General features: G+C 68.9%; 17 protein-coding genes. 12 read left to right on the forward strand and 5 right to left on the reverse strand.

Features of this window, described 5'->3' with window-relative positions:
• The first annotated feature begins 1 nt into the window (after position 1).
• Genes AMYNI_RS0127540 through AMYNI_RS0127550 form a run of 3 tightly spaced genes read left to right on the forward strand, consistent with a single transcriptional unit; the run spans position 2 to position 1,932 of the window.
• On the forward strand, positions 2–367 hold the full coding sequence (locus tag AMYNI_RS0127540) for a DUF1048 domain-containing protein (protein WP_020671304.1): 366 nt from the start codon (positions 2–4) through the stop codon (positions 365–367).
• 23 nt (positions 368–390) lie between these two features.
• On the forward strand, positions 391–1,161 hold the full coding sequence (locus AMYNI_RS45495; RefSeq protein ID WP_020671305.1) for an ABC transporter ATP-binding protein: 771 nt from the start codon (positions 391–393) through the stop codon (positions 1,159–1,161).
• A gap of 9 nt (positions 1,162–1,170) precedes the next feature.
• Positions 1,171–1,932: an ABC transporter permease gene (locus tag AMYNI_RS0127550; protein ID WP_020671306.1), complete on the forward strand. Its 762-nt coding sequence runs from the start codon at positions 1,171–1,173 to the stop codon at positions 1,930–1,932.
• A 167-nt stretch (positions 1,933–2,099) separates the two neighbouring features.
• On the opposite strand, the gene arsM is transcribed toward AMYNI_RS0127550, so the two are convergent.
• Positions 2,100–2,864 (reverse strand): arsenite methyltransferase, encoded by a 765-nt coding sequence (arsM, locus tag AMYNI_RS0127555; protein ID WP_020671307.1) that lies wholly within the window; start codon positions 2,862–2,864, stop codon positions 2,100–2,102.
• A 77-nt stretch (positions 2,865–2,941) separates the two neighbouring features.
• On the opposite strand from arsM, the gene AMYNI_RS0127560 reads away from it, so the two are divergent.
• The 4 genes from AMYNI_RS0127560 to AMYNI_RS48430 all read left to right on the forward strand — a co-directional run bounded on the left by AMYNI_RS0127560 (position 2,942) and on the right by AMYNI_RS48430 (position 5,608).
• The gene (locus AMYNI_RS0127560; RefSeq protein WP_020671308.1) at positions 2,942–3,331 is read left to right on the forward strand and encodes an ArsR/SmtB family transcription factor; all 390 of its coding nucleotides are present in this window, start codon (positions 2,942–2,944) and stop codon (positions 3,329–3,331) included.
• Positions 3,328–4,410 carry an ACR3 family arsenite efflux transporter gene (gene arsB, locus AMYNI_RS0127565; RefSeq protein ID WP_020671309.1) on the forward strand — a complete coding sequence of 361 codons (1,083 nt, stop codon included), beginning with the start codon at positions 3,328–3,330 and terminating at the stop codon, positions 4,408–4,410. Before AMYNI_RS0127560 ends, arsB begins: the two co-directional genes overlap by 4 nt.
• 29 nt (positions 4,411–4,439) lie before the next feature.
• On the forward strand, positions 4,440–4,847 hold the full coding sequence (locus AMYNI_RS0127570; RefSeq protein WP_020671310.1) for an arsenate reductase ArsC: 408 nt from the start codon (positions 4,440–4,442) through the stop codon (positions 4,845–4,847).
• Positions 4,848–4,951: 104 nt separating this feature from the next.
• A complete protein-coding gene (locus AMYNI_RS48430) occupies positions 4,952–5,608 on the forward strand; it encodes a DUF4232 domain-containing protein (RefSeq protein WP_169515775.1) in 657 nt (218 codons plus the stop codon).
• Positions 5,609–5,628: 20 nt separating this feature from the next.
• On the opposite strand, the gene AMYNI_RS0127580 is transcribed toward AMYNI_RS48430, so the two are convergent.
• Positions 5,629–6,345, reverse strand: coding sequence for a TetR/AcrR family transcriptional regulator (locus AMYNI_RS0127580; RefSeq protein WP_020671312.1), 717 nt, complete (start codon positions 6,343–6,345; stop codon positions 5,629–5,631).
• A gap of 192 nt (positions 6,346–6,537) precedes the next feature.
• On the opposite strand from AMYNI_RS0127580, the gene AMYNI_RS0127585 reads away from it, so the two are divergent.
• Both AMYNI_RS0127585 and AMYNI_RS0127590 read left to right on the forward strand, forming a co-directional pair.
• Positions 6,538–6,948, forward strand: coding sequence for a VOC family protein (locus tag AMYNI_RS0127585; RefSeq protein ID WP_020671313.1), 411 nt, complete (start codon positions 6,538–6,540; stop codon positions 6,946–6,948).
• Positions 6,949–7,184: 236 nt separating this feature from the next.
• Positions 7,185–8,972, forward strand: coding sequence for an MFS transporter (locus tag AMYNI_RS0127590; protein ID WP_040406012.1), 1,788 nt, complete (start codon positions 7,185–7,187; stop codon positions 8,970–8,972).
• Here the strand turns inward: AMYNI_RS0127590 and AMYNI_RS0127595 are convergent.
• On the reverse strand, positions 8,969–10,192 hold the full coding sequence (locus tag AMYNI_RS0127595; RefSeq protein ID WP_020671315.1) for an alpha/beta hydrolase family protein: 1,224 nt from the start codon (positions 10,190–10,192) through the stop codon (positions 8,969–8,971). The two genes, AMYNI_RS0127590 and AMYNI_RS0127595, sit on opposite strands and share 4 nt — an antisense overlap.
• Before the next feature lie 137 nt (positions 10,193–10,329).
• Positions 10,330–10,605 (reverse strand): DUF2631 domain-containing protein, encoded by a 276-nt coding sequence (locus AMYNI_RS0127600; protein ID WP_020671316.1) that lies wholly within the window; start codon positions 10,603–10,605, stop codon positions 10,330–10,332.
• 108 nt (positions 10,606–10,713) lie between these two features.
• On the opposite strand from AMYNI_RS0127600, the gene dxr reads away from it, so the two are divergent.
• From dxr to ispG, 3 genes are all read left to right on the forward strand, one after another.
• Positions 10,714–11,922 (forward strand): 1-deoxy-D-xylulose-5-phosphate reductoisomerase, encoded by a 1,209-nt coding sequence (gene dxr / locus AMYNI_RS0127605; RefSeq protein ID WP_026361005.1) that lies wholly within the window; start codon positions 10,714–10,716, stop codon positions 11,920–11,922.
• A gap of 3 nt (positions 11,923–11,925) precedes the next feature.
• Positions 11,926–13,155 (forward strand): M50 family metallopeptidase, encoded by a 1,230-nt coding sequence (locus AMYNI_RS0127610; protein WP_020671318.1) that lies wholly within the window; start codon positions 11,926–11,928, stop codon positions 13,153–13,155.
• 134 nt (positions 13,156–13,289) lie between these two features.
• Complete coding sequence (ispG, locus tag AMYNI_RS0127615; RefSeq protein WP_026361006.1) at positions 13,290–14,423, forward strand: flavodoxin-dependent (E)-4-hydroxy-3-methylbut-2-enyl-diphosphate synthase; 1,134 nt, start codon at positions 13,290–13,292, stop codon at positions 14,421–14,423.
• A 71-nt stretch (positions 14,424–14,494) separates the two neighbouring features.
• Here the strand turns inward: ispG and AMYNI_RS0127620 are convergent, their stop codons facing one another.
• The gene (locus AMYNI_RS0127620; protein ID WP_020671320.1) at positions 14,495–17,731 is read right to left on the reverse strand and encodes a S8 family serine peptidase; all 3,237 of its coding nucleotides are present in this window, start codon (positions 17,729–17,731) and stop codon (positions 14,495–14,497) included.
• Positions 17,732–17,789 lie beyond the last annotated feature (58 nt).

Here is a 17,789-nt window from a genome sequence, read left to right on the forward strand (position 1 = left end):
CATGTTCATCTCAAAGTTCATCGCACTGGTGCTCGGCGACATCGGCGAAAAGCGGCGATGGTGGCAGTACAAGGCGCGCACCAAAAAGCTCCCCGAGGACTATCGCACGGCGGTCGAAGCGCTGGAGCGGTACCTGATGTATTTCGGGCCGGGGGACGGCGCCAGCGTGGTTTCGATGCACGAGGACCTCATCGACCTGTTCGAGCAGAGCGCGGTGGACCGAACCCCGATCCGCGAAGTCGTCGGGGAAGACCCGGTGGAGTTCGCTGAGGCGTTTCTCCGGAACTACCCGGAGGGTCAGTGGATCGGCCGGGAGCGGGGACGGCTGACCAACGCCATCGATCGCGTCACGGGCGGCGAATCGTGACAAAGGAGAGAACGGATATCCGGATGACAACCGACCAGGCCAAGGGGCCCGCGATCAAGGTGCAGGGCCTGGAAAAGTCGTACAAGAAACTGCATGTGCTGCGTGGTGTGGATTTCGACGTGGCACGGGGCAGCATTTTCGCCCTGCTCGGCTCGAACGGGGCCGGCAAGACCACGGTCGTGCGGATCCTGTCCACGCTGCTCAAGGCGGACGCGGGGACGGCGAGCGTCGATGGCTTCGACGTCGCCACGCGACCGGCGAACGTCCGGGAGGCGATCAGCCTCACCGGACAGTTCGCCGCCGTCGACGAGATCCTCACCGGCCGGGAGAACCTCGTGCTCGTCGCCCAGTTGCGGCACCTGAAGCAGCCGGGCAAGATCGCGGATGGCCTGCTGGAGCGTTTCTCGCTGACCGACGCGGCCGCGCGGAAGGTGTCGACGTACTCGGGCGGCATGCGCCGCCGGCTGGACATCGCCATGAGCCTCATCGGGAATCCGCCGGTGATCTTCCTGGACGAGCCGACCACCGGGCTCGATCCCGAGGCCCGCCTTGAGGTGTGGGCCGCGGTAAAGGACCTCGCCGCGCGCGGCACGACGGTGCTGCTGACGACGCAGTACCTGGACGAGGCCGAACAGCTCGCCGACCAGATCGCAATCCTCCACAAAGGACGGATCATCGTGAACGGCACCCTCGCCGAACTCAAGCGGCTGCTTCCGCCCGCCAAGGTCGAATACGTCGAAAAGCAGCCGACCCTCGAAGACGTCTTCTTCGCCATCGTCGGCGCGGACAAGTAAGGAACGACGATGAACAAGCATTTCTTCGGCGACACCGCCGTCCTGCTGAGACGATCCCTGAAGCACGTCACGCGCAGCGTGGACACCATCATCACGACCGCGGTCACGCCGGTCGCCATGATGCTGCTGTTCGTCTACGTGTTCGGCGGCGCGATCGACACGGGATCGGATTCGTATGTGACCTACATGCTGCCCGGCATCCTGCTGATCACGGTCGCGTCGGGCGTCGCCTACACCGCGTTCCGGATCTTCACCGATCTGAAGAGCGGGATCTTCGAGCGATTCCAGTCCATGCCGATCGCACGGTCGGGCGTGCTGTGGGCGCACGTGCTGACCTCGCTGGTCGCCAACCTGATCTCGCTCGTGATCGTCGTGGGCGTCGCACTGCTCATCGGCTTCCGCTCGGGGGCCGGAGTGCTGACCTGGCTCGCGGTCGCCGGCATCCTGGTCATGTTCACCCTGGCATTGACCTGGCTCGCCGTCATTCCCGGCCTCTCCGCGAAGACCGTGGACGGTGCGAGCGCGTTCTCCTACCCGCTCATCTTCCTGCCGTTCCTCAGCTCGGCCTTCGTGCCCACCGGCACCATGCCCGGCCCGGTGCGCGCCTTTGCCGACCACCAGCCGGTGACGTCGATCGTCAACGCCATCCGCGACCTGTTCACCCAGCAGCCGGTTGGCACCGATGTCTGGATCGCCCTCGCCTGGTGCGCCGGCATCCTCATCGTCGCCTACGTCTTCGCCACGGCGACCTACCGCCGCAGGATCTCCTGACCTTGGATCGGCGCGGCGTGCAGCATCTACGCGGGTGGCTAGGACGAAATCCCGATGCGCCGGATCACCGGCAAGTCACTCGGCACGTTCTTCGCCGACGAGTGCCTCGGCTGACTTGCGGCCCACCACGGCGTTTCCGGCGCCGTGGTGGGCGGTGTTCTCGCGAACTACGAGCCGACGGTGGGTTTGGTGGCGCGGACGATGGCCGAGTGCATGCCGTCGGCGACCTGGTGGGTGGGGGTGATCTCGATGCCGGTGAAGCCCGCGGCTTCGAGTTGCCGACGGTATTCGGCGAAGGAGAGGGCGCCGGCGATGCAGCCGACATACGAGCCGCGTTCGCCCCGCTGGCCGGGGGTGAGGTCGTCCTCGGCGACCACGTCGGACACCCCGATCCGGCCGCCGGGTGCCAGCACGCGGAAGGTTTCGGCGAACACGGCGGGCTTGTCGACGGAGAGGTTGATCACGCAGTTGGAGATCACCACGTCGATGGTGCCCGCCGGTAGCGGGATGGCCTCGATGGTGCCCTTGAGGAACTCCACGTTGGTGGCGCCGGCCTTGGCGGTGTTGGCCAGTGCGAGGGCGAGCATCTCGTCGGTCATGTCCAGCCCGTATGCCTTGCCGGTGGGGCCGACCCGGCGGGCCGAGAGCAGGACGTCGATGCCGCCGCCGGAACCGAGGTCGAGCACCCGCTCGCCGGCGCGGAGCTCGGCGACAGCGGTGGGGTTGCCGCAGCCGAGCGACGCGGCGACGGCCTCCGCGGGCAGCTGGTCGCGGTCGGTGTCGGCGTACAGACCGGCACCGAAGTTGTCGTCGATCTCCACCGGTTCCGGGCCGCAGCAGTCTTCGGCGACGCCGCCACCGGTGATCGTGGTCGCGGCGGCCGCGTAGCGCTCGCGGACCGTCTCTCTCAGGTCGGCTGCTTGCTCGCTCATCGCATGGTCCCTTCGGCTGTATCGATGTCTGTCGATCCAGTCTTGCGTCTTGGATCGAAGTTTGTCAACATAGAAGAATGTCGATGCAAGAGCTTCCCGTGCTGGACCGGGCCGAGATCTGCTGCACCGGTTTGCTGTCCGCGCCGTTGGGGGAGGACGAGGCCGCCGAGCTGGCGCCGGTGTTCAAAGCGCTGGCGGATCCGGTGCGGTTGCGGCTGCTGTCGATGATCGCCTCGCGGGACGGGGGCGAGGTGTGCGTCTGCGAGCTGACGCCGGCGTTCGACCTGTCCCAGCCGACCATCTCGCACCATCTGAAGCTGCTGCGCCAGGCCGGGTTGATCGACGGCGAACGCCGCGGCACCTGGGTCTACTACCGGTTGCTGCCGGCCACCACGGACAAGCTCGCCGCCCTGCTCACGCGCCCGTCCGTGGACCGGCCGGGCGAACCCGCCGGGACGCGGGCGTGACCGCGCGGGCATCCGCACCGGCCGCCGGGGTACCGGTCGCCGGCCGGTTGCCGGTACTGGACCGGTTCCTGCCGGTGTGGATCCTCGCCGCGATGGCCGCCGGCCTCGGGCTCGGCCGCGTCGTCCCCGGCCTCGGCGACGCGCTGGCGAAGGTCACCGTCACCGGGGTCTCGCTCCCGATCGCGCTCGGGCTGCTGGTGATGATGTACCCGGTACTGGCCAAGGTCCGCTACGACCGGCTCGACACCGTCACCCGCGACCGGCGCCTGCTCGTGCTGTCGCTGGTGCTGAACTGGGTCGTCGGGCCCGCGCTGATGTTCGCGCTGGCCTGGTCGCTGCTGCCGGACCTGCCCGAGTACCGCACCGGGTTGATCATCGTCGGGCTTGCCCGCTGCATCGCCATGGTCATCATCTGGAACGACCTCGCCTGCGGCGACGGCGAGGCCGCCGCCGTCCTCGTCGCGCTGAACTCGGTCTTCCAAGTGATCATGTTCGGGGTGCTCGGCTGGTTCTACCTGTCCGTGCTGCCGGGGTGGCTCGGCCTGGAGAGGGCCGGGCTGGACGTGTCGGGGTGGGAGATCGCCCGCAGCGTGCTGATCTTCCTCGGCATCCCGCTCGCCGCCGGCTACCTCACCCGCCGCCTCGGCGAGAAAGCCCGAGGCCGCGACTGGTACGAGACGCGGCTGATCCCCCGGATCGGGCCGTTCGCGCTCTACGGCCTGCTGTTCACCATCGTGATCCTGTTCGCCCTGCAGGGACAGGCCATCACCAGCCAGCCGCTCGACGTGGCCCGGATCGCGCTACCGCTGCTGGCCTACTTCGCGCTGATGTGGGCCGGGTCCTACGCCCTCGGCAGAACGGCCGGCCTGTCCTACGAGCGGACCACCACGCTGGCGTTCACCGCCGCGGGCAACAACTTCGAGCTCGCCATCGCCGTCGCGATCGCCACCTTCGGCGCCACCAGCGGCCAAGCCCTCGCCGGGGTGGTCGGTCCACTCATCGAAGTCCCCGTGCTGATCGCACTGGTCTACGTGTCCCTGGCACTGCGCCGCCGCTTTCCCGCCCCGCCCAGCGCCTGAAGGCCACCGCCGAAACCCGAGGAGACCGCGTGTCCGCCATCCCCGAGGTCCTGTTCGTCTGCGTGCACAACGCCGGCCGCTCCCAGATGGCCGCCGCCCTGCTCCACCACCACGCCAGGGGAACGGTCACCGTGCGCTCCGCCGGATCCGACCCCGCCGACACCATCAATCCCGCGGTCGTCACCGCGATGGAAGAACTCGGGCTCGACCTCTCCCGGGAATTCCCCAAACCGCTGACCACCGAAGCCGTCCAAGCCGCCGACGTCGTCATCACCATGGGCTGCGGCGACGCATGCCCCGTCTTCCCCGGCAAGCGCTACCTCGACTGGAAACTCGACGATCCCGCCGGAAAGAGCGTCGACGCCGTCCGTCCCATCCGCGACGACATCGACCGCCGCGTCCGAGCCCTGCTCGCCGAACTCGTTCCGGCCGAATGAAGTTGCGTTCGGGTAATGCAGATCACATCGGGGCATCCTTATGCGTTCCAGGACATCTTTGTCGGTGAAAAGGAATTACCGGGAGCGTTGTCCGAGGGGGCGTTGTGAACATCAAGGGCGTGGTGGTTCGGCGAGGTGCCGCGAGCGTAATCGCGGCCGCGGTTTCGGTTGCTGCACTGGGTGCGTGCTCGAATGAGCAAGCAAGTACCGCTATTCCGCAACCGCAGAACAACGCCGATATTGGCGCGGGGCGCGATACCGCTCCGGCTGCTCCGAAAACCGACGCGGAGGTGTCGTCGAATACCGGAAGCCGGAAAAGCGCCGGCACGACGTCGGCGGAGCGCAAGGCGGAATGCGCGAATTTGAAGGTGACGTTGTCCCAGCCGGAACAGGCCGACAACAGCGGTACGCAGTGGCGGCTTCCGGTCCTGCTGACCAACCGGGGCAGCGCGACCTGCACCGTCCGCGGTTTCCCCGGGGTGCGGCTGGACGGTGCGGACGGTACGTCCTGGGATCTGACGCGCACCAATGCGTCGATCAAGCCGGTCGACGTGGCTCCGGGTGAGCACGCCAAAGCGGACCTGACGTACCTCACCGCGGAATCCGGTGACGGATGGCGCATCGCTCGCATGGCCGTGACGCCGCCCCACACCACCGACACGCAGTACGTGTCCTGGGCGGTCGGCACGTCCGTTCTCAAGCAGGACGCCGCGACCCACCCCGGCACCTACATCGATCCGGTCCGCCCGGCGGGTAGCTGACCTGCCGGAACCGTACCCGGCTATTCCCGGCTCGGGCGTCGTTCGATCAGCAGGGCGAGGCCGTCCAGGATGCGGTGCAGGCCGAACTCCCAACCGTTGTCCTCCGACGGCTTCGCGGTCGAGCCGGCCGCCACCAGGGCCGGAAAACGATCGGCGTGCGCTTCGACCAGTGGTTTCAGGCCGCGCTCTGCCGTCCAGGGTTGCGTGCCCGCCATCGCGACCGAGTGGGTGTTGCGCAGGTGCCCGCTGAGCAGGAACACCGCGTCCATCCGCTCGGAGCCGTGCAGGCCGGTGCCGTCCAGCGCCGCCACGGCGGACTCCGTCCAGCCGATCTCGCGCGGGCCGGTGGGGCGCTGTCCCACGGTCGCTTCCGGCAGCCAGGGGTGCCGTTGCCAGGTCTCGCGCATCTGCCGGGCCCACTCCTGCAGCCGCGACCGCCAGCTCCCGGGCACCTTCCGCAGGTCCGGCGGGGCGCCGATGGCGCTTTCGGTCATCACCGCGACGAGCTCGGCCTTGTTCGCGACGTGGCGGTACAGGGCCATTTTCGTGACGTCGAGCCGTCCGGCGACCTGTTGCATGGACACGGCGGCCATGCCATCGGCGTCGGCGAGCTCGATCGCCGCGTCCGCGATCCGAGCCACGGTGAGCGCGGGGCGGACCGGTTTCGCCTGGCGGTCTTCCAGCTCCCACAGCAGGTCCGGCCGCTCGCCTGCACTCCCGTCGTCCGTGTCTGCCATGCACGCTCCGTTCCTTGCTCCGGCCGAAATCGGGGCTTGCCTACCCGCTCGGCATGTGTCTAATGTACACCATGTGTCCGGCGGATACACAATCTCCGTCGGATGCTAGGTATCTGTTGGATACACCTCTCTCCGCTGGACACTCGGTGTCCGGCGGTCGAGCAACTCACCGCTGCCCAGAAAGGCTGTGCCATGTCCACCGCGATCTTTATCAACCTGCCCGTCAGCGACCTCCCGCGCGCCAGGAAGTTCTGGACCGAACTCGGCTTCTCGTTCAACGAGACCTTCTCCAACGAAGAGGCCGCGGCGCTGGTCATCAGCGAGCACATCAATGTGATGTTGCTGGTGGAAAAGCACTTCAAGGAGTTCACGACGAAGGAGATCGCCGACACGGCGACCACGGCGGAGGCCATTTTCGCGCTCAGTGCGGAGAGTCGTGCGCGGGTCGACGAGCTCGCCGACCTCGCTCTCGCCAGCGGTGCGTCGCCGTCGAACGAGCCGCAGGACCACGGGTTCATGTACGGCCGCAGCTTCGCCGACCCCGACGGTCACCTGTGGGAGCTCGTCTGGATGGACCCGAACGGTTTCCCGGAAGGCGAGTGAGGTCTCCGGTGGCGGCCGTCTCCGCGTGGTGGCGCACTCGTCGCCGCGAGGAGACGGCCGGGGCTGGATTCCAAAGAGTCCGCAAAGGATTATGAGACCAATGCCAAAGAATCCCTTTCATTTCCTGGCTGTGCCGCAATTCTGTGACCGGCCTCTCCGCTGAATTCCCGCTACCTTGTTGTCTGCCTCGCGGCTAATACTTAGCATTGCTAAGTGAAAGCGAGGTGGGTGACCGGATGACGGTGGACACGGCGGTGGACCGGCGGCGGAGGTCGGCGACCGAGCTCGGCCCGAGGTACAAGTGGATCGCGCTGTCGAACACCACGCTCGGCATGCTGATCGCCACGATCAACTCGTCGATCGTGCTGATCGCGCTGCCGGACATCTTCAAGGGCATCGGGATCAACCCGCTGGAGCCGTCGAACACCAGCTACCTGCTGTGGATGATCATGGGCTTCCTGGTGGTCACCGCGGTACTGGTGGTCAGTTTCGGCCGCCTCGGCGACATGTACGGCCGGGCCCGGATGTACAACATGGGCTTCGCCATCTTCACCGTGTCGTCGATCCTGCTGGCGATCACCTGGTTCGACGGCGACGCGGCCGCGCTGTGGCTGATCGGCTGGCGGGTGGTGCAGGGCGTCGGCGGCGCCTTCCTGATGGCCAACTCCTCGGCGATCCTGACCGACGCGTTCCCGGCCAACCAGCGCGGCATGGCGCTGGGCATCAACGGGGTCGCGGCGATCGCGGGTTCGTTCCTCGGCCTGGTCGTCGGCGGGGTGCTCGCCCCGGTGAACTGGAACCTGATCTTCCTGGTCTCGGTGCCGTTCGGCGTGATCGGCACCATCTGGGCCTACGTCAAGCTGCACGACACCGGCGTCCGCAAGCACGCCGAGATGGACTGGTGGGGCAACCTCACCTTCGCCGTCGGGCTGATCGCGGTGCTGGTCGGCATCACCTACGGCATCCAGCCCTACGGCGGCTCGCCGACCGGCTGGGGCAGCCCGTTCGTGCTCAGCTGCCTGCTCGGCGGAGTGGCGGTGCTGATCGTCTTTGTGGTGATCGAGAACAAGGTGGACAACCCGCTGTTCAACCTGTCGCTGTTCCGGCTGCGGTCCTTCTCCTGGGGCAACCTGGCCAACTTCTCCGCCTCTCTCGGCCGGGGCGGGCTGCAGTTCATCCTGATCATCTGGCTGCAGGGCATCTGGCTGCCGCAGCACGGCTACAGCTTCGAGCAGACCCCGCTGTGGGCCGGTATTTACATGCTGCCGATGACGGTCGGCTTCCTGATCTCCGCGCCCGCGTCCGGCATCCTGTCCGACCGGGTCGGCAGCAGGCTGCTGGCCTCCGGCGGCCTGCTGATCACCGCGGTCACCTTCGGCCTGCTGATCGTGCTGCCGGTGGACTTCCCGTACTGGGCGTTCGCCACCATCCTGGTGTTCAACGGGATCGGCATGGGCATGTTCTCCTCGCCGAACCGGGCCGAGGTGATGAACAGCCTGCCCGCGGATGCCCGCGGCTCCGGCTCGGGCATGATGACCACCTTCCAGAACGCCGCGATGGTGCTGTCCATCGGGTTCTTCTTCAGCCTGATCATCACCGGGTTCTCCGGCAGCCTGCCCGGCGCGATGCGCGAGGGCCTGGTCGCGCACGGGGTGTCCGCCGGGGCCGCGGACCAGATCGCCGCCCTGCCCGCGGTCGCCGTGCTGTTCGCCGCCTTCCTCGGCTACAACCCGATTCAACAGCTGCTCGGCGGTCAGCTGGGTACCCTGCCGCCGGACCAAGCGAGCTTTCTCACCGGGCGCAGCTTCTTCCCGAACCTGATCTCCGGGCCGTTCTCGCAGGGGCTGGCGATCGCGTTCACCTTCGCCATCGCCGTCTGCGTGATCGGCGCCGTCGCGTCGCTGCTGTGCCGCGACACCAAACCCGCGGCCGGCGGCGAACGCGAGAGCGTCGGCGCCGAGCTGGCCGCGGTGGCGGGCGAGTCCGGAGCGGGCCCGAGCGAGGTCGTCGGGCCTGCCCGTTAGCGGATGAACTCCACCTGCGGGTACTCGGGCGAAGGCCCGCGCAGCAGCGGTTGCGGCCGGTGCTTCAGGTGCTGGTCGAAGAACGCGGTCAGATAGGCGCGCTGGGCGTCGACGATCCGCACCGGGTCCACGGTGCCGATGCTGTCGCGCAGGTCAAGGCCGAGCGGGCCGGCGAGCTGCGGCAGGAACCACTGCGCGTCGGTGAAGGTGTAGTGCCGCCCGGCCGGCACGTTGAGGTCGAGCTGCCAGCCGGTGGACGCCCGCCAGAACCTGCCCCAGTCCGGTTCGGTCAGGTGGGTACGCGGTTTGCCGTACAGCGGCGGCAGGTCCGGCGACGAGCCGGCGCCCATCAGCAGGAACGGCCGGTCCACCCCGAGCTCCGGCCGGTTGTCGCCGAAGGAGTACCAGCCGTCCATGTTCACCCCGGCGTCCACCCGCCGGTCGGCCTGTACGACGCGGCTGCTGGTGACGCCGCCGCCGGAGTGGCCGAACATGCCGACCTCCGACAGGTCCAGCGCCCTGCCGAGCCCGGCCGGCAGCGCACGCCGCTCCGCGTCCGGGTTTCCGCCCGCCGCAAGGGTTTCTAGCTGGTCGAGGACGAACCGGCTGTCGTACTCGCGGGCGTCCATCAGGCGCTGCTTGGCCCGCTCGATCGCGTCTGGGTCATTCGGGTCGGTGAGGTCGAACGCGCTGTCCGGCTCCACCCGCCCACCGGGAAAGGCGACCGTCGTCTCGTAGGTGTGGTCCACCCCGACCACCACGTAGCCACGGCTGGCGAGCTCTTCGGCCAGCACGGTGCCGAACACGCGCGAGTTCCCGACGCCTGGCGAGTACAGCACCACCGGAAAGCCGCCAGGCCCGCCGAGCACGGGCGCGCCGGTGCGGGCGTGACCGCGCACGCCGGCCCAGTCGACCCGGCCTGCCGGCAGCCCGATCGGCGGTTCGGTGTCGTAGTGCTCGGCCAGCGCAGGTGGGACGTACGGGGCCAGGGGGAGCCCGGTTCGCAGGGCCGGGTACCAGACACTGGTCATCAGCTCACGGGGCTTCGCCGGCAGCCACGGGTCCGGCCGGTCCGGCTGCACCAGGTGCAGCTCGGTGCTGCCGACGGCGTAACGCCCGGTCGGCGCGGGCAGGGTGAAACCGGTCTTCGCGGGGGCGGCGACGGCCGGTGCGGCCGTCAGCAGCGACGCGACCAGCAGGAAGGGGAGCAGTAAGCGCATGCCACCCACGGTCGCGGGTGGCATGCCTTCGGCACATCGGACCGAAGTCCGAACCGGTGTTGACGAAAGTCAGCCCTGGGACGGAGCCCGCGGAAGCGGGCCGGAGAACTCTTCGGCGTACCGGAAGGGCCGCCGGGTTACTTGCGCCAGGCGGTGCGCCGCTTGCGCACGTCGAGCGCCAGCAGCAGGATCAGCCCGGCCGCGATCCCGATCAGCCAGATGTTCTCGGTGTTGTGCTGGTGGTTGCCGATGGTCATCAGGATGAGCGCGACGGCGCTCAGGAAACCGGCGCCCCTGGACAACTTGTAGAAGTTGCCGTGCCAGCCCCAGTCGGCCGAAGGCTCCTCCTGCGGGTCGACGACACCGATGCCCGAAGTCGGCTTCCTAACGATCTTCCTGCGCGCCACGACCACTCCTCGAGACCATGTACCCGGCTTCCACGACGATGATCCCACACCACGGTGGCCGCCTCGCCGATGACCCGCGCCGCCGGTGCGCGCCGATCCGAGATAATCGCCGCCATGAACGCTCCGCGAACCGTGCTCGTGCTCGGCTCCACCGGATCCATCGGCACCCAGGGCCTGGACGTGGTGTCCAGGAACCCGGATCTGTTCCGGGTGGCCGGCATCGCCGCCGGCGGGTCCGACCCGGCCGCGCTGGCCGCGCAGGCGCTCGCGCACGGGGTCGAGGCGCTGGCCGTGATCAGGCCGACCGTGGTGGAGGACCTGCAGCTCGCGCTGTATGCCGAGGCGCAGCGGCGGGGCTATTCGCGGGGTGAGTTCCGGATGCCGCGGATCTTCGCCGGCGCGGACGCGGTGCTCGAGCTGATCGACGCGGTGCCGGTGGACGTGGTGCTCAACGGCATGCCCGGCTCGCAGGGCCTCGCGCCCACCCTGCGTGCACTGGGCACCGGCGCGACGCTGGCGCTGGCGAACAAGGAGTCGCTGATCGCGGGCGGCCCGCTGGTGCTGGCCGCCGCCGGGCCCGGCCAGCTGGTGCCGGTGGACTCCGAGCACTCCGCGATGGCGCAGGCGCTGCGTGGCGGGCGGGCCGAGGAGGTCGCCAGGCTGGTGCTGACCGCGTCCGGCGGCCCGTTCCGCGGCCGGAGCAGGGCCGAGCTGGCCGGGGTCACCCTGGAGCAGGCGATGGCGCATCCGACCTGGGCGATGGGGCCGGTGGTCACCATCAACTCGGCGACGCTGGTGAACAAGGGCCTGGAGCTGATCGAGGCGACCCTGCTGTTCGGCATCACGGGCGACCGGATCGACGTGGTGGTGCATCCCCAGTCGATCGTGCATTCGATGGTCACCTTCGTGGACGGCTCCACGCTGGCCCAGGCCAGCCCGCCGGACATGCGGCTGCCCATCGCGCTGGCGCTGAACTGGCCGGACCGGGTCGCCGGCGCCGCCGTGCCGTGCGCCTGGGACACCCCGTCGTCCTGGACCTTCGAGCCCGTGGACAACGACGCCTTTCCGGCGGTCGAGCTGGCCAGGCACGCCGGCACCGTCGGCGGCTGCCTGCCGGCGGTGTTCAACGCGGCGAACGAGGAGCTCGTGGCCGCGTTCCGGGTGCAGAACGCCAGCTTCACTTCCATCGTGGACACTGTTGCGGAGGTGGTGGAAGCCGCCGACGACTGGCGTCGCGCGCCACGCGACGTGGCAGACGTGCTCGCTGCGGAACAATGGGCCAGGGCCCGCGCCGCTGAGATGATCAAGGCCGGAGGGAAGTAGGGCGTGCTCGCCTACATATTCGGGGTCGTGCTGTTCGCGCTGGGCATCTGCGTGTCCGTCGCGCTGCACGAAGCGGGGCATATGGTCACCGCCAAGTGGTTCGGCATGAAGGTGCGCCGCTACTTCGTCGGCTTCGGCCCGACGGTGTTCTCCTTCCGGCGGGGTGAGACCGAGTACGGCCTGAAGTGGATCCCGCTGGGCGGTTTCTGCGACATCGCCGGGATGACCGCGCTGGACGAGGTCACCCCGGAGGAGTCGCCGCGGGCGATGTGGCGGTTCAAGACCTGGAAGCGGACCGTGGTCATGGTCGCCGGCTCGGTCACGCACTTCCTGCTCGGCTTCATCGTGCTCTACCTGATGGCGGCCACCATGGGCCTGCCGAACATCACCGGCACCCCGCAGGTCGCGGCGGTGTCGAACTGCGTGCAGGACGCGCGGACCACCGATCAGGTCAGCAACCCGCAGTGCCGGCCCGGTGACGCCGCCCCGGCCAAGTCCGCCGACCTGCGGGCCGGTGACGAGATCGTCTCCGTCAACGGCACCGCGACCAAGACCTACGCCGACGTCATCGACATCATCCAGCGCGCCTCCGGCCCGACCAACCTCGTGGTGGACCGCGACGGCGCGATGGTCCCGCTGGTGGTCGACGTGCCGCAGGTGGACCGGCCGGTGCGGCGCGCGGACGCGCCGGCGGACGCCCCGCCGGAGATCGCCAAGACGGGGTCGATCGGGGTCACCTTCCCCAAGATGTTCGAGTACAACGCGGCCACCGCCTTCGGTGGTGCCACCGCGTTCACCGGTGACATGTTCGTGCAGACCTGGCAGCGGCTGATCGAGTTCCCGGAACGCATCCCGGCGGTGGTCAGCTCGATCTTCGGCGGTGAACGCGACCCGAACACCCCGGTCAGCGTGGTCGGCGCCAGCCGGATCGGCGGCGAGGCGGTGGAGCAGGGCCTGTGGGAGCTGTTCCTGCTGCTGCTGGCCAGCCTGAACTTCTTCATCGGCGTGTTCAACCTGCTGCCGCTGCTGCCACTGGACGGCGGGCACATCGCGGTGGTCTGGTACGAGCGGGTGCGGGACTGGCTGCGCAAGCTGCGCGGCAAGGCGGCCGGCGGGCCGGTGGACTACACCAAGCTCTCCGCGGTCACCGTGGTGCTCGTGCTGATCGGCGGTGCGGTGACCCTGCTCACCATCACCGCGGACATCGTCAACCCGATTCGCATCTCCCAGTAGCGTTCCGCCGTTGCCGGACTTGACTAGGCGGACGGCCGTTTTGCCGGTGGTCGCCGGGCGGCGGGTATCGTGACGGCGACAAGCGTTTATGCACCCTGGTTGCAGAGGAATAGATGACCTCCGTCTCGTTAGGAATGCCCGCGCTTCCCCCGCCCGTGCTTGCGGAGCGGCGTAAGACCCGTCAGCTGCAGGTTGGTGCGGTGGGGGTGGGTAGTGAGAGTCCGGTGTCGGTGCAGTCGATGACGACGACGTTGACGTCGGATGTGAATGCGACGTTGCAGCAGATTGCGGAGTTGACGGCGTCGGGTTGTGACATCGTGCGGGTGGCGTGTCCGAGTGCGGATGATGCGGAGGCGTTGCCGGCGATCGCGCGGAAGTCGCAGATCCCGGTGATCGCGGATATTCATTTTCAGCCGAAGTACGTGTTCGCCGCGATCGAGGCGGGGTGTGCGGCGGTGCGGGTGAACCCGGGCAACATCCGTAAGTTCGATGACCAGGTCAAGGAGATCGCGCAGGCGGCGAAGGATCATGGGACGCCGATCCGGATCGGGGTGAACGCGGGGTCGCTGGACAAGCGGTTGCTGGCCAAGCACGGTAAGGCGACCCCGGAGGCGTTGGCGGAGTCGGCGTTGTGGGAGGCGTCGCTGTTCGCCGAGCACGATTTTCATGATTTGAAGATTTCGGTGAAGCACAACGACCCGGTGGTGATGGTGCGGGCGTATGAGTTGTTGGCTGAGCAGTGTGACTATCCGCTGCATCTGGGGGTGACCGAGGCGGGTCCGGCGTTTCAGGGCACGATCAAGTCGGCGGTGGCGTTCGGTGCGTTGTTGCGGCAGGGGATCGGGGACACCATTCGGGTGTCGTTGTCCGCGCCGCCGGTGGAAGAGGTCAAGGTCGGGATCCAGATCCTGCAGTCGCTCAACCTCAAGCAGCGCAAGCTGGAGATCGTGTCCTGCCCCTCGTGTGGGCGGGCGCAGGTGGATGTGTACAAGCTGGCTGATGAGGTCACCGCCGGTTTGCAGGGCATGGAAGTGCCGCTGCGGGTCGCGGTGATGGGGTGCGTGGTCAACGGGCCCGGTGAAGCCCGCGAAGCCGACCTGGGTGTGGCCTCCGGCAACGGCAAAGGCCAGATCTTCGTCAAGGGCGAGGTCATCAAAACCGTCCCCGAACACCAGATCGTGGAAACCCTCATCGAAGAAGCCATGCGCATCGCCGAAGAAGCAGGCGACACCGCCGGTTCCGGCGACCCCGTCGTCACCGTCAGCTGACTCCCCAGCTTTGTCCGTGAAGGGCACCTTCCCTACTTCCAAGGTAGGGAAGGTGCCCTTCACGGATTCGGCTAGCCGGTGACGGAGCGGACGATGACCGCGCCGCCGCCGATGGCCAGGTTGTCCGCGGTGCGGACGGTGGTGACGCCGCGCAGCACCCGGCCCGGAGCCGGGACGGCGTTCGCGGTCACCGTGGCCGGTACCGCCCAGGAGCTGCCCGCCGCGCGCGGCGCGTTGGTGTCGGTCACCGAGACCGAGCCGAACGACGGCGAGACGAACACGTCCAGGTAGTCGTACTCCGTGCTGCCCGCGGGCACCGCGTACCCGTCCACCAGCACGACCCAGGCACCCGCGGCCGGGGAGGCCACGGTCACCGACTCCTCGGAGTCGCCGTCCGCGCTCTGCCCGGCCTGCACGCAGCTGCCGCTGGTGCAGTTGAACAGCGCCAGGTCCAGGTCGGCGGTCGGGTCCGCGGTGTTGCCGATGGTCGCCGTCAGCGAGGTCGCGCCCGGTGACACGGTGACCGGGAACTGCCGCTGCTCGAGGTTGGCGATCGTCGGCCGCTGGATGCTCGCGCTGCCCAGCGTGCCCCCGGTCAGCCGCCCGGTGAACTCACCGAGCGAGTTGGTCACCGTGTAGTCCCGGCCCACCGGCACGCCCACCGCGGCCGAGGCGATCTCGTCCGGGTTGGGCGCGACCGCGGTACCGAGCACCGCCGCGGTCAAGGACCACGGCGCGGTGTCCGCGTCCGAGGTGCGCCGCGCCTCCACCACCAGCTCCCAGACCCCCGGCAGCGGGTTGGTCACCGTCCGGCTGGTCGGGGAGCCCGTGGAGCAGCCCGCACCCGCGTCCGGGTGGTAGCAGTTGGTGGAGGACGTGACGTCGATCGGCACGCCGGTCGGGTCGTAGCGCAGGAACCGCACCTGGCCCTTGCCCGGCTCCTGGCCGCCGGCGGCCATGTCGATCTTGAGCGCGCTGGCGCCCTGCGGCACCCGGACGAACACGCTGCTCGCCTGGTTGCGCCCGGCCTTCCCGGCCGCCTGAACCTTGAAACCGTTGCCCGCGTTGACTTCCAGCGGCGCGAAGACGGTGTTCATGGTCTGCACGTCGACACCGACGGTGGCCGGGTCGTCCAGCCGCAGCAGGGCCGAATGCGAGCCCGCGGTCTTCGGGTCCACCTTGACCTCGAAGGACACCGGCTTGTTCAGCGGCAGCGAGACCGTGCGCCCCGAGGAGAAGGTGCCGTCGTTGCCGACCCAGCCGGCCTGGTAGCGGACCGGCCGGTCGGCGCCGGTGGTCCTGGTCAGGGTGTAGGTGCGGGTGTATGGCTTCCCGGTGGTCACGCCTTCGCGGTCGTGGATGCCGACGCCGGTGTTCGGCGTCTTCAGCAGTCCGGAAAGGACGGTCTGCACGGGAACCGAGGTGGTCACCGCGTCCGCCTTCGGGTTGAACTGCAACGCGACGAAGGCCCTGACCACGTTGAACAGACCGGCGCCCTGCGCGTTGGCCTGGATCCCGTCCACGAACCGCGCGGTGGACGTGATCGCGGAACGCAGCGAAGCGACCGGCGGCCGCTCGCCGCCGTGCAGCGCCTTGTACGCGCTGACCAGCAGGGCCGCGGCACCGGTCGCCTGCGGAGCCGCCATCGACGTGCCGTTGAACATCGCGTAGCCGGCCGGCAGCGGGTAGGTACCCGGCAACGGGCCCGGCTGCTGCCAGCGCGGGGTGGACGAGATCGCCGCACCCGGCGCGATGATGTTCGGCTTGAAGCCGCCGTCCTCGGCGGGGCCGCGCGAGGAGAACGGGTGCAGCCCCTCCGCGGCCTTGGTCTTCGAGCCGTAGTTGGACAGCCAGGTGTCGTCGGTGATGTACGAGCCGACGCTCATCGCCGAGGTCGCCACGGACGGGTCGCCGACCGAGTTGGCGCCGGCGCCGCTGTTGCCGGCGGAGATGAACAGCTGCACGTTGAACTCGTCGATGATCCGGTTGTACAGCTCGGCCCGCGCGTTGTTGCCGTCGTTGAGCGCGGGCAGCCCGCCGATCGAGATGTTGACCACGTCGGCGCCGTTCGCCGCGGCGTAGACCACGCCGTCGATCAGCCCGCTCGAGGTGCAGGACGCGGTGGTCAGGCAGACCTTGACCGACATCAGCTCGGCACCGGGTGCCGCGCCGTCCATCTGGCCGCCGAACAGGTCGTTGCCCGCGGTGATGCCGGCGACGTGCGAACCGTGCGCGGCGCCGGCGAAGCCCAGATTCACATAGCCCGGCTTGTCGGTCTGCACCACGAAGGCCACCCGCTCGGCGATCTCGGTGGCCGGGTTGTCCGTGCCGAAGAACCCGGAGTCCTGCTTGACCTTGAAGTCGATCATCGGCTTCTCGTCGGTGAAGTCGCCGTCACCGTCGAGGTCGACCCGGACCTCCTTGGTGGCGGTGTCCTGCAGCACGCCCCAGGAGTCGGCGCGGTCACCGTCGCGGTTGAGGTCGCCACCGGTTTCGCTGCCCGCGCCGCCGAGATCCTGCGCGGTCTCCACGAAGGTGCCGAAGGTGAACGGGCCGCCGGCGCCGGGCGCGGTCCACTGGCGTCCCCCGGCGGTGAAGCCGCCGGTGTAGGTCGCGGTGGACATGGGCACCCAGCCGCCGTCCCCGGAGGTCGGCGAGTTGGCCGTGTACCAGTCGACGATCTTGCGCTTGCCGTCGCTGGTGGTGGCCAGCGCGGGGTGGTCGAGGTCAACCCCGGAGTCGAGCACGGCCACCTTGGTGCCTCGCCCGTCCCAGCTGGGGAACAGCCGGCCGAACTGGGCGGCGTAGGTGTCACCGGTCGGCAGGTACGGGTTCACCCGCGGGGTCTGCGGGCCGGGTGCCGGCTGCGGGATCGGGTCGGTGGCGCCGTCGGGCGCCGGCTCGTCGCGCTGGATCAGCCCGTCCACGTCCACCGCGTCGACCGAACCGAGCTTCGGCGCCTTCGCCGCGGCGGCGACCGGCACCGTCACTTTGAGATAGTCCAATTTGGTGTCGGTCGACTGCACCTCGCCGCCGAGCGAACGCAGTTCACCGGCGGCGGCTTCGGCGCGCCCTCGCTGCGCCGCGACGAGCAGGGTGACCTCGGGCCTGCCGGCCCGCTCGGCCTCGGCGACCAGCGCCCTGTCCTGCTGGTCGAGTTCCTTGTCCTGCCCGACGGCCGGCGCCGGGACGTCCGGCGTCGTGGTCTGCGCGAGCGCCGGGGTGAAACCGAGTACGGACGCCCCGAGGGCGGTCGCGAGTACCGTGATTCCGATCCGGCCTCGCCGGCGTGTTCGTTGTTGACCCACTACATCGACCTCTCGTCAATGGGTATACCGCGCACCCGTTCAGGTACGAATAATCACC

The organism is Amycolatopsis nigrescens CSC17Ta-90 (assembly GCF_000384315.1).
GTDB lineage: Bacteria > Actinomycetota > Actinomycetes > Mycobacteriales > Pseudonocardiaceae > Amycolatopsis > Amycolatopsis nigrescens.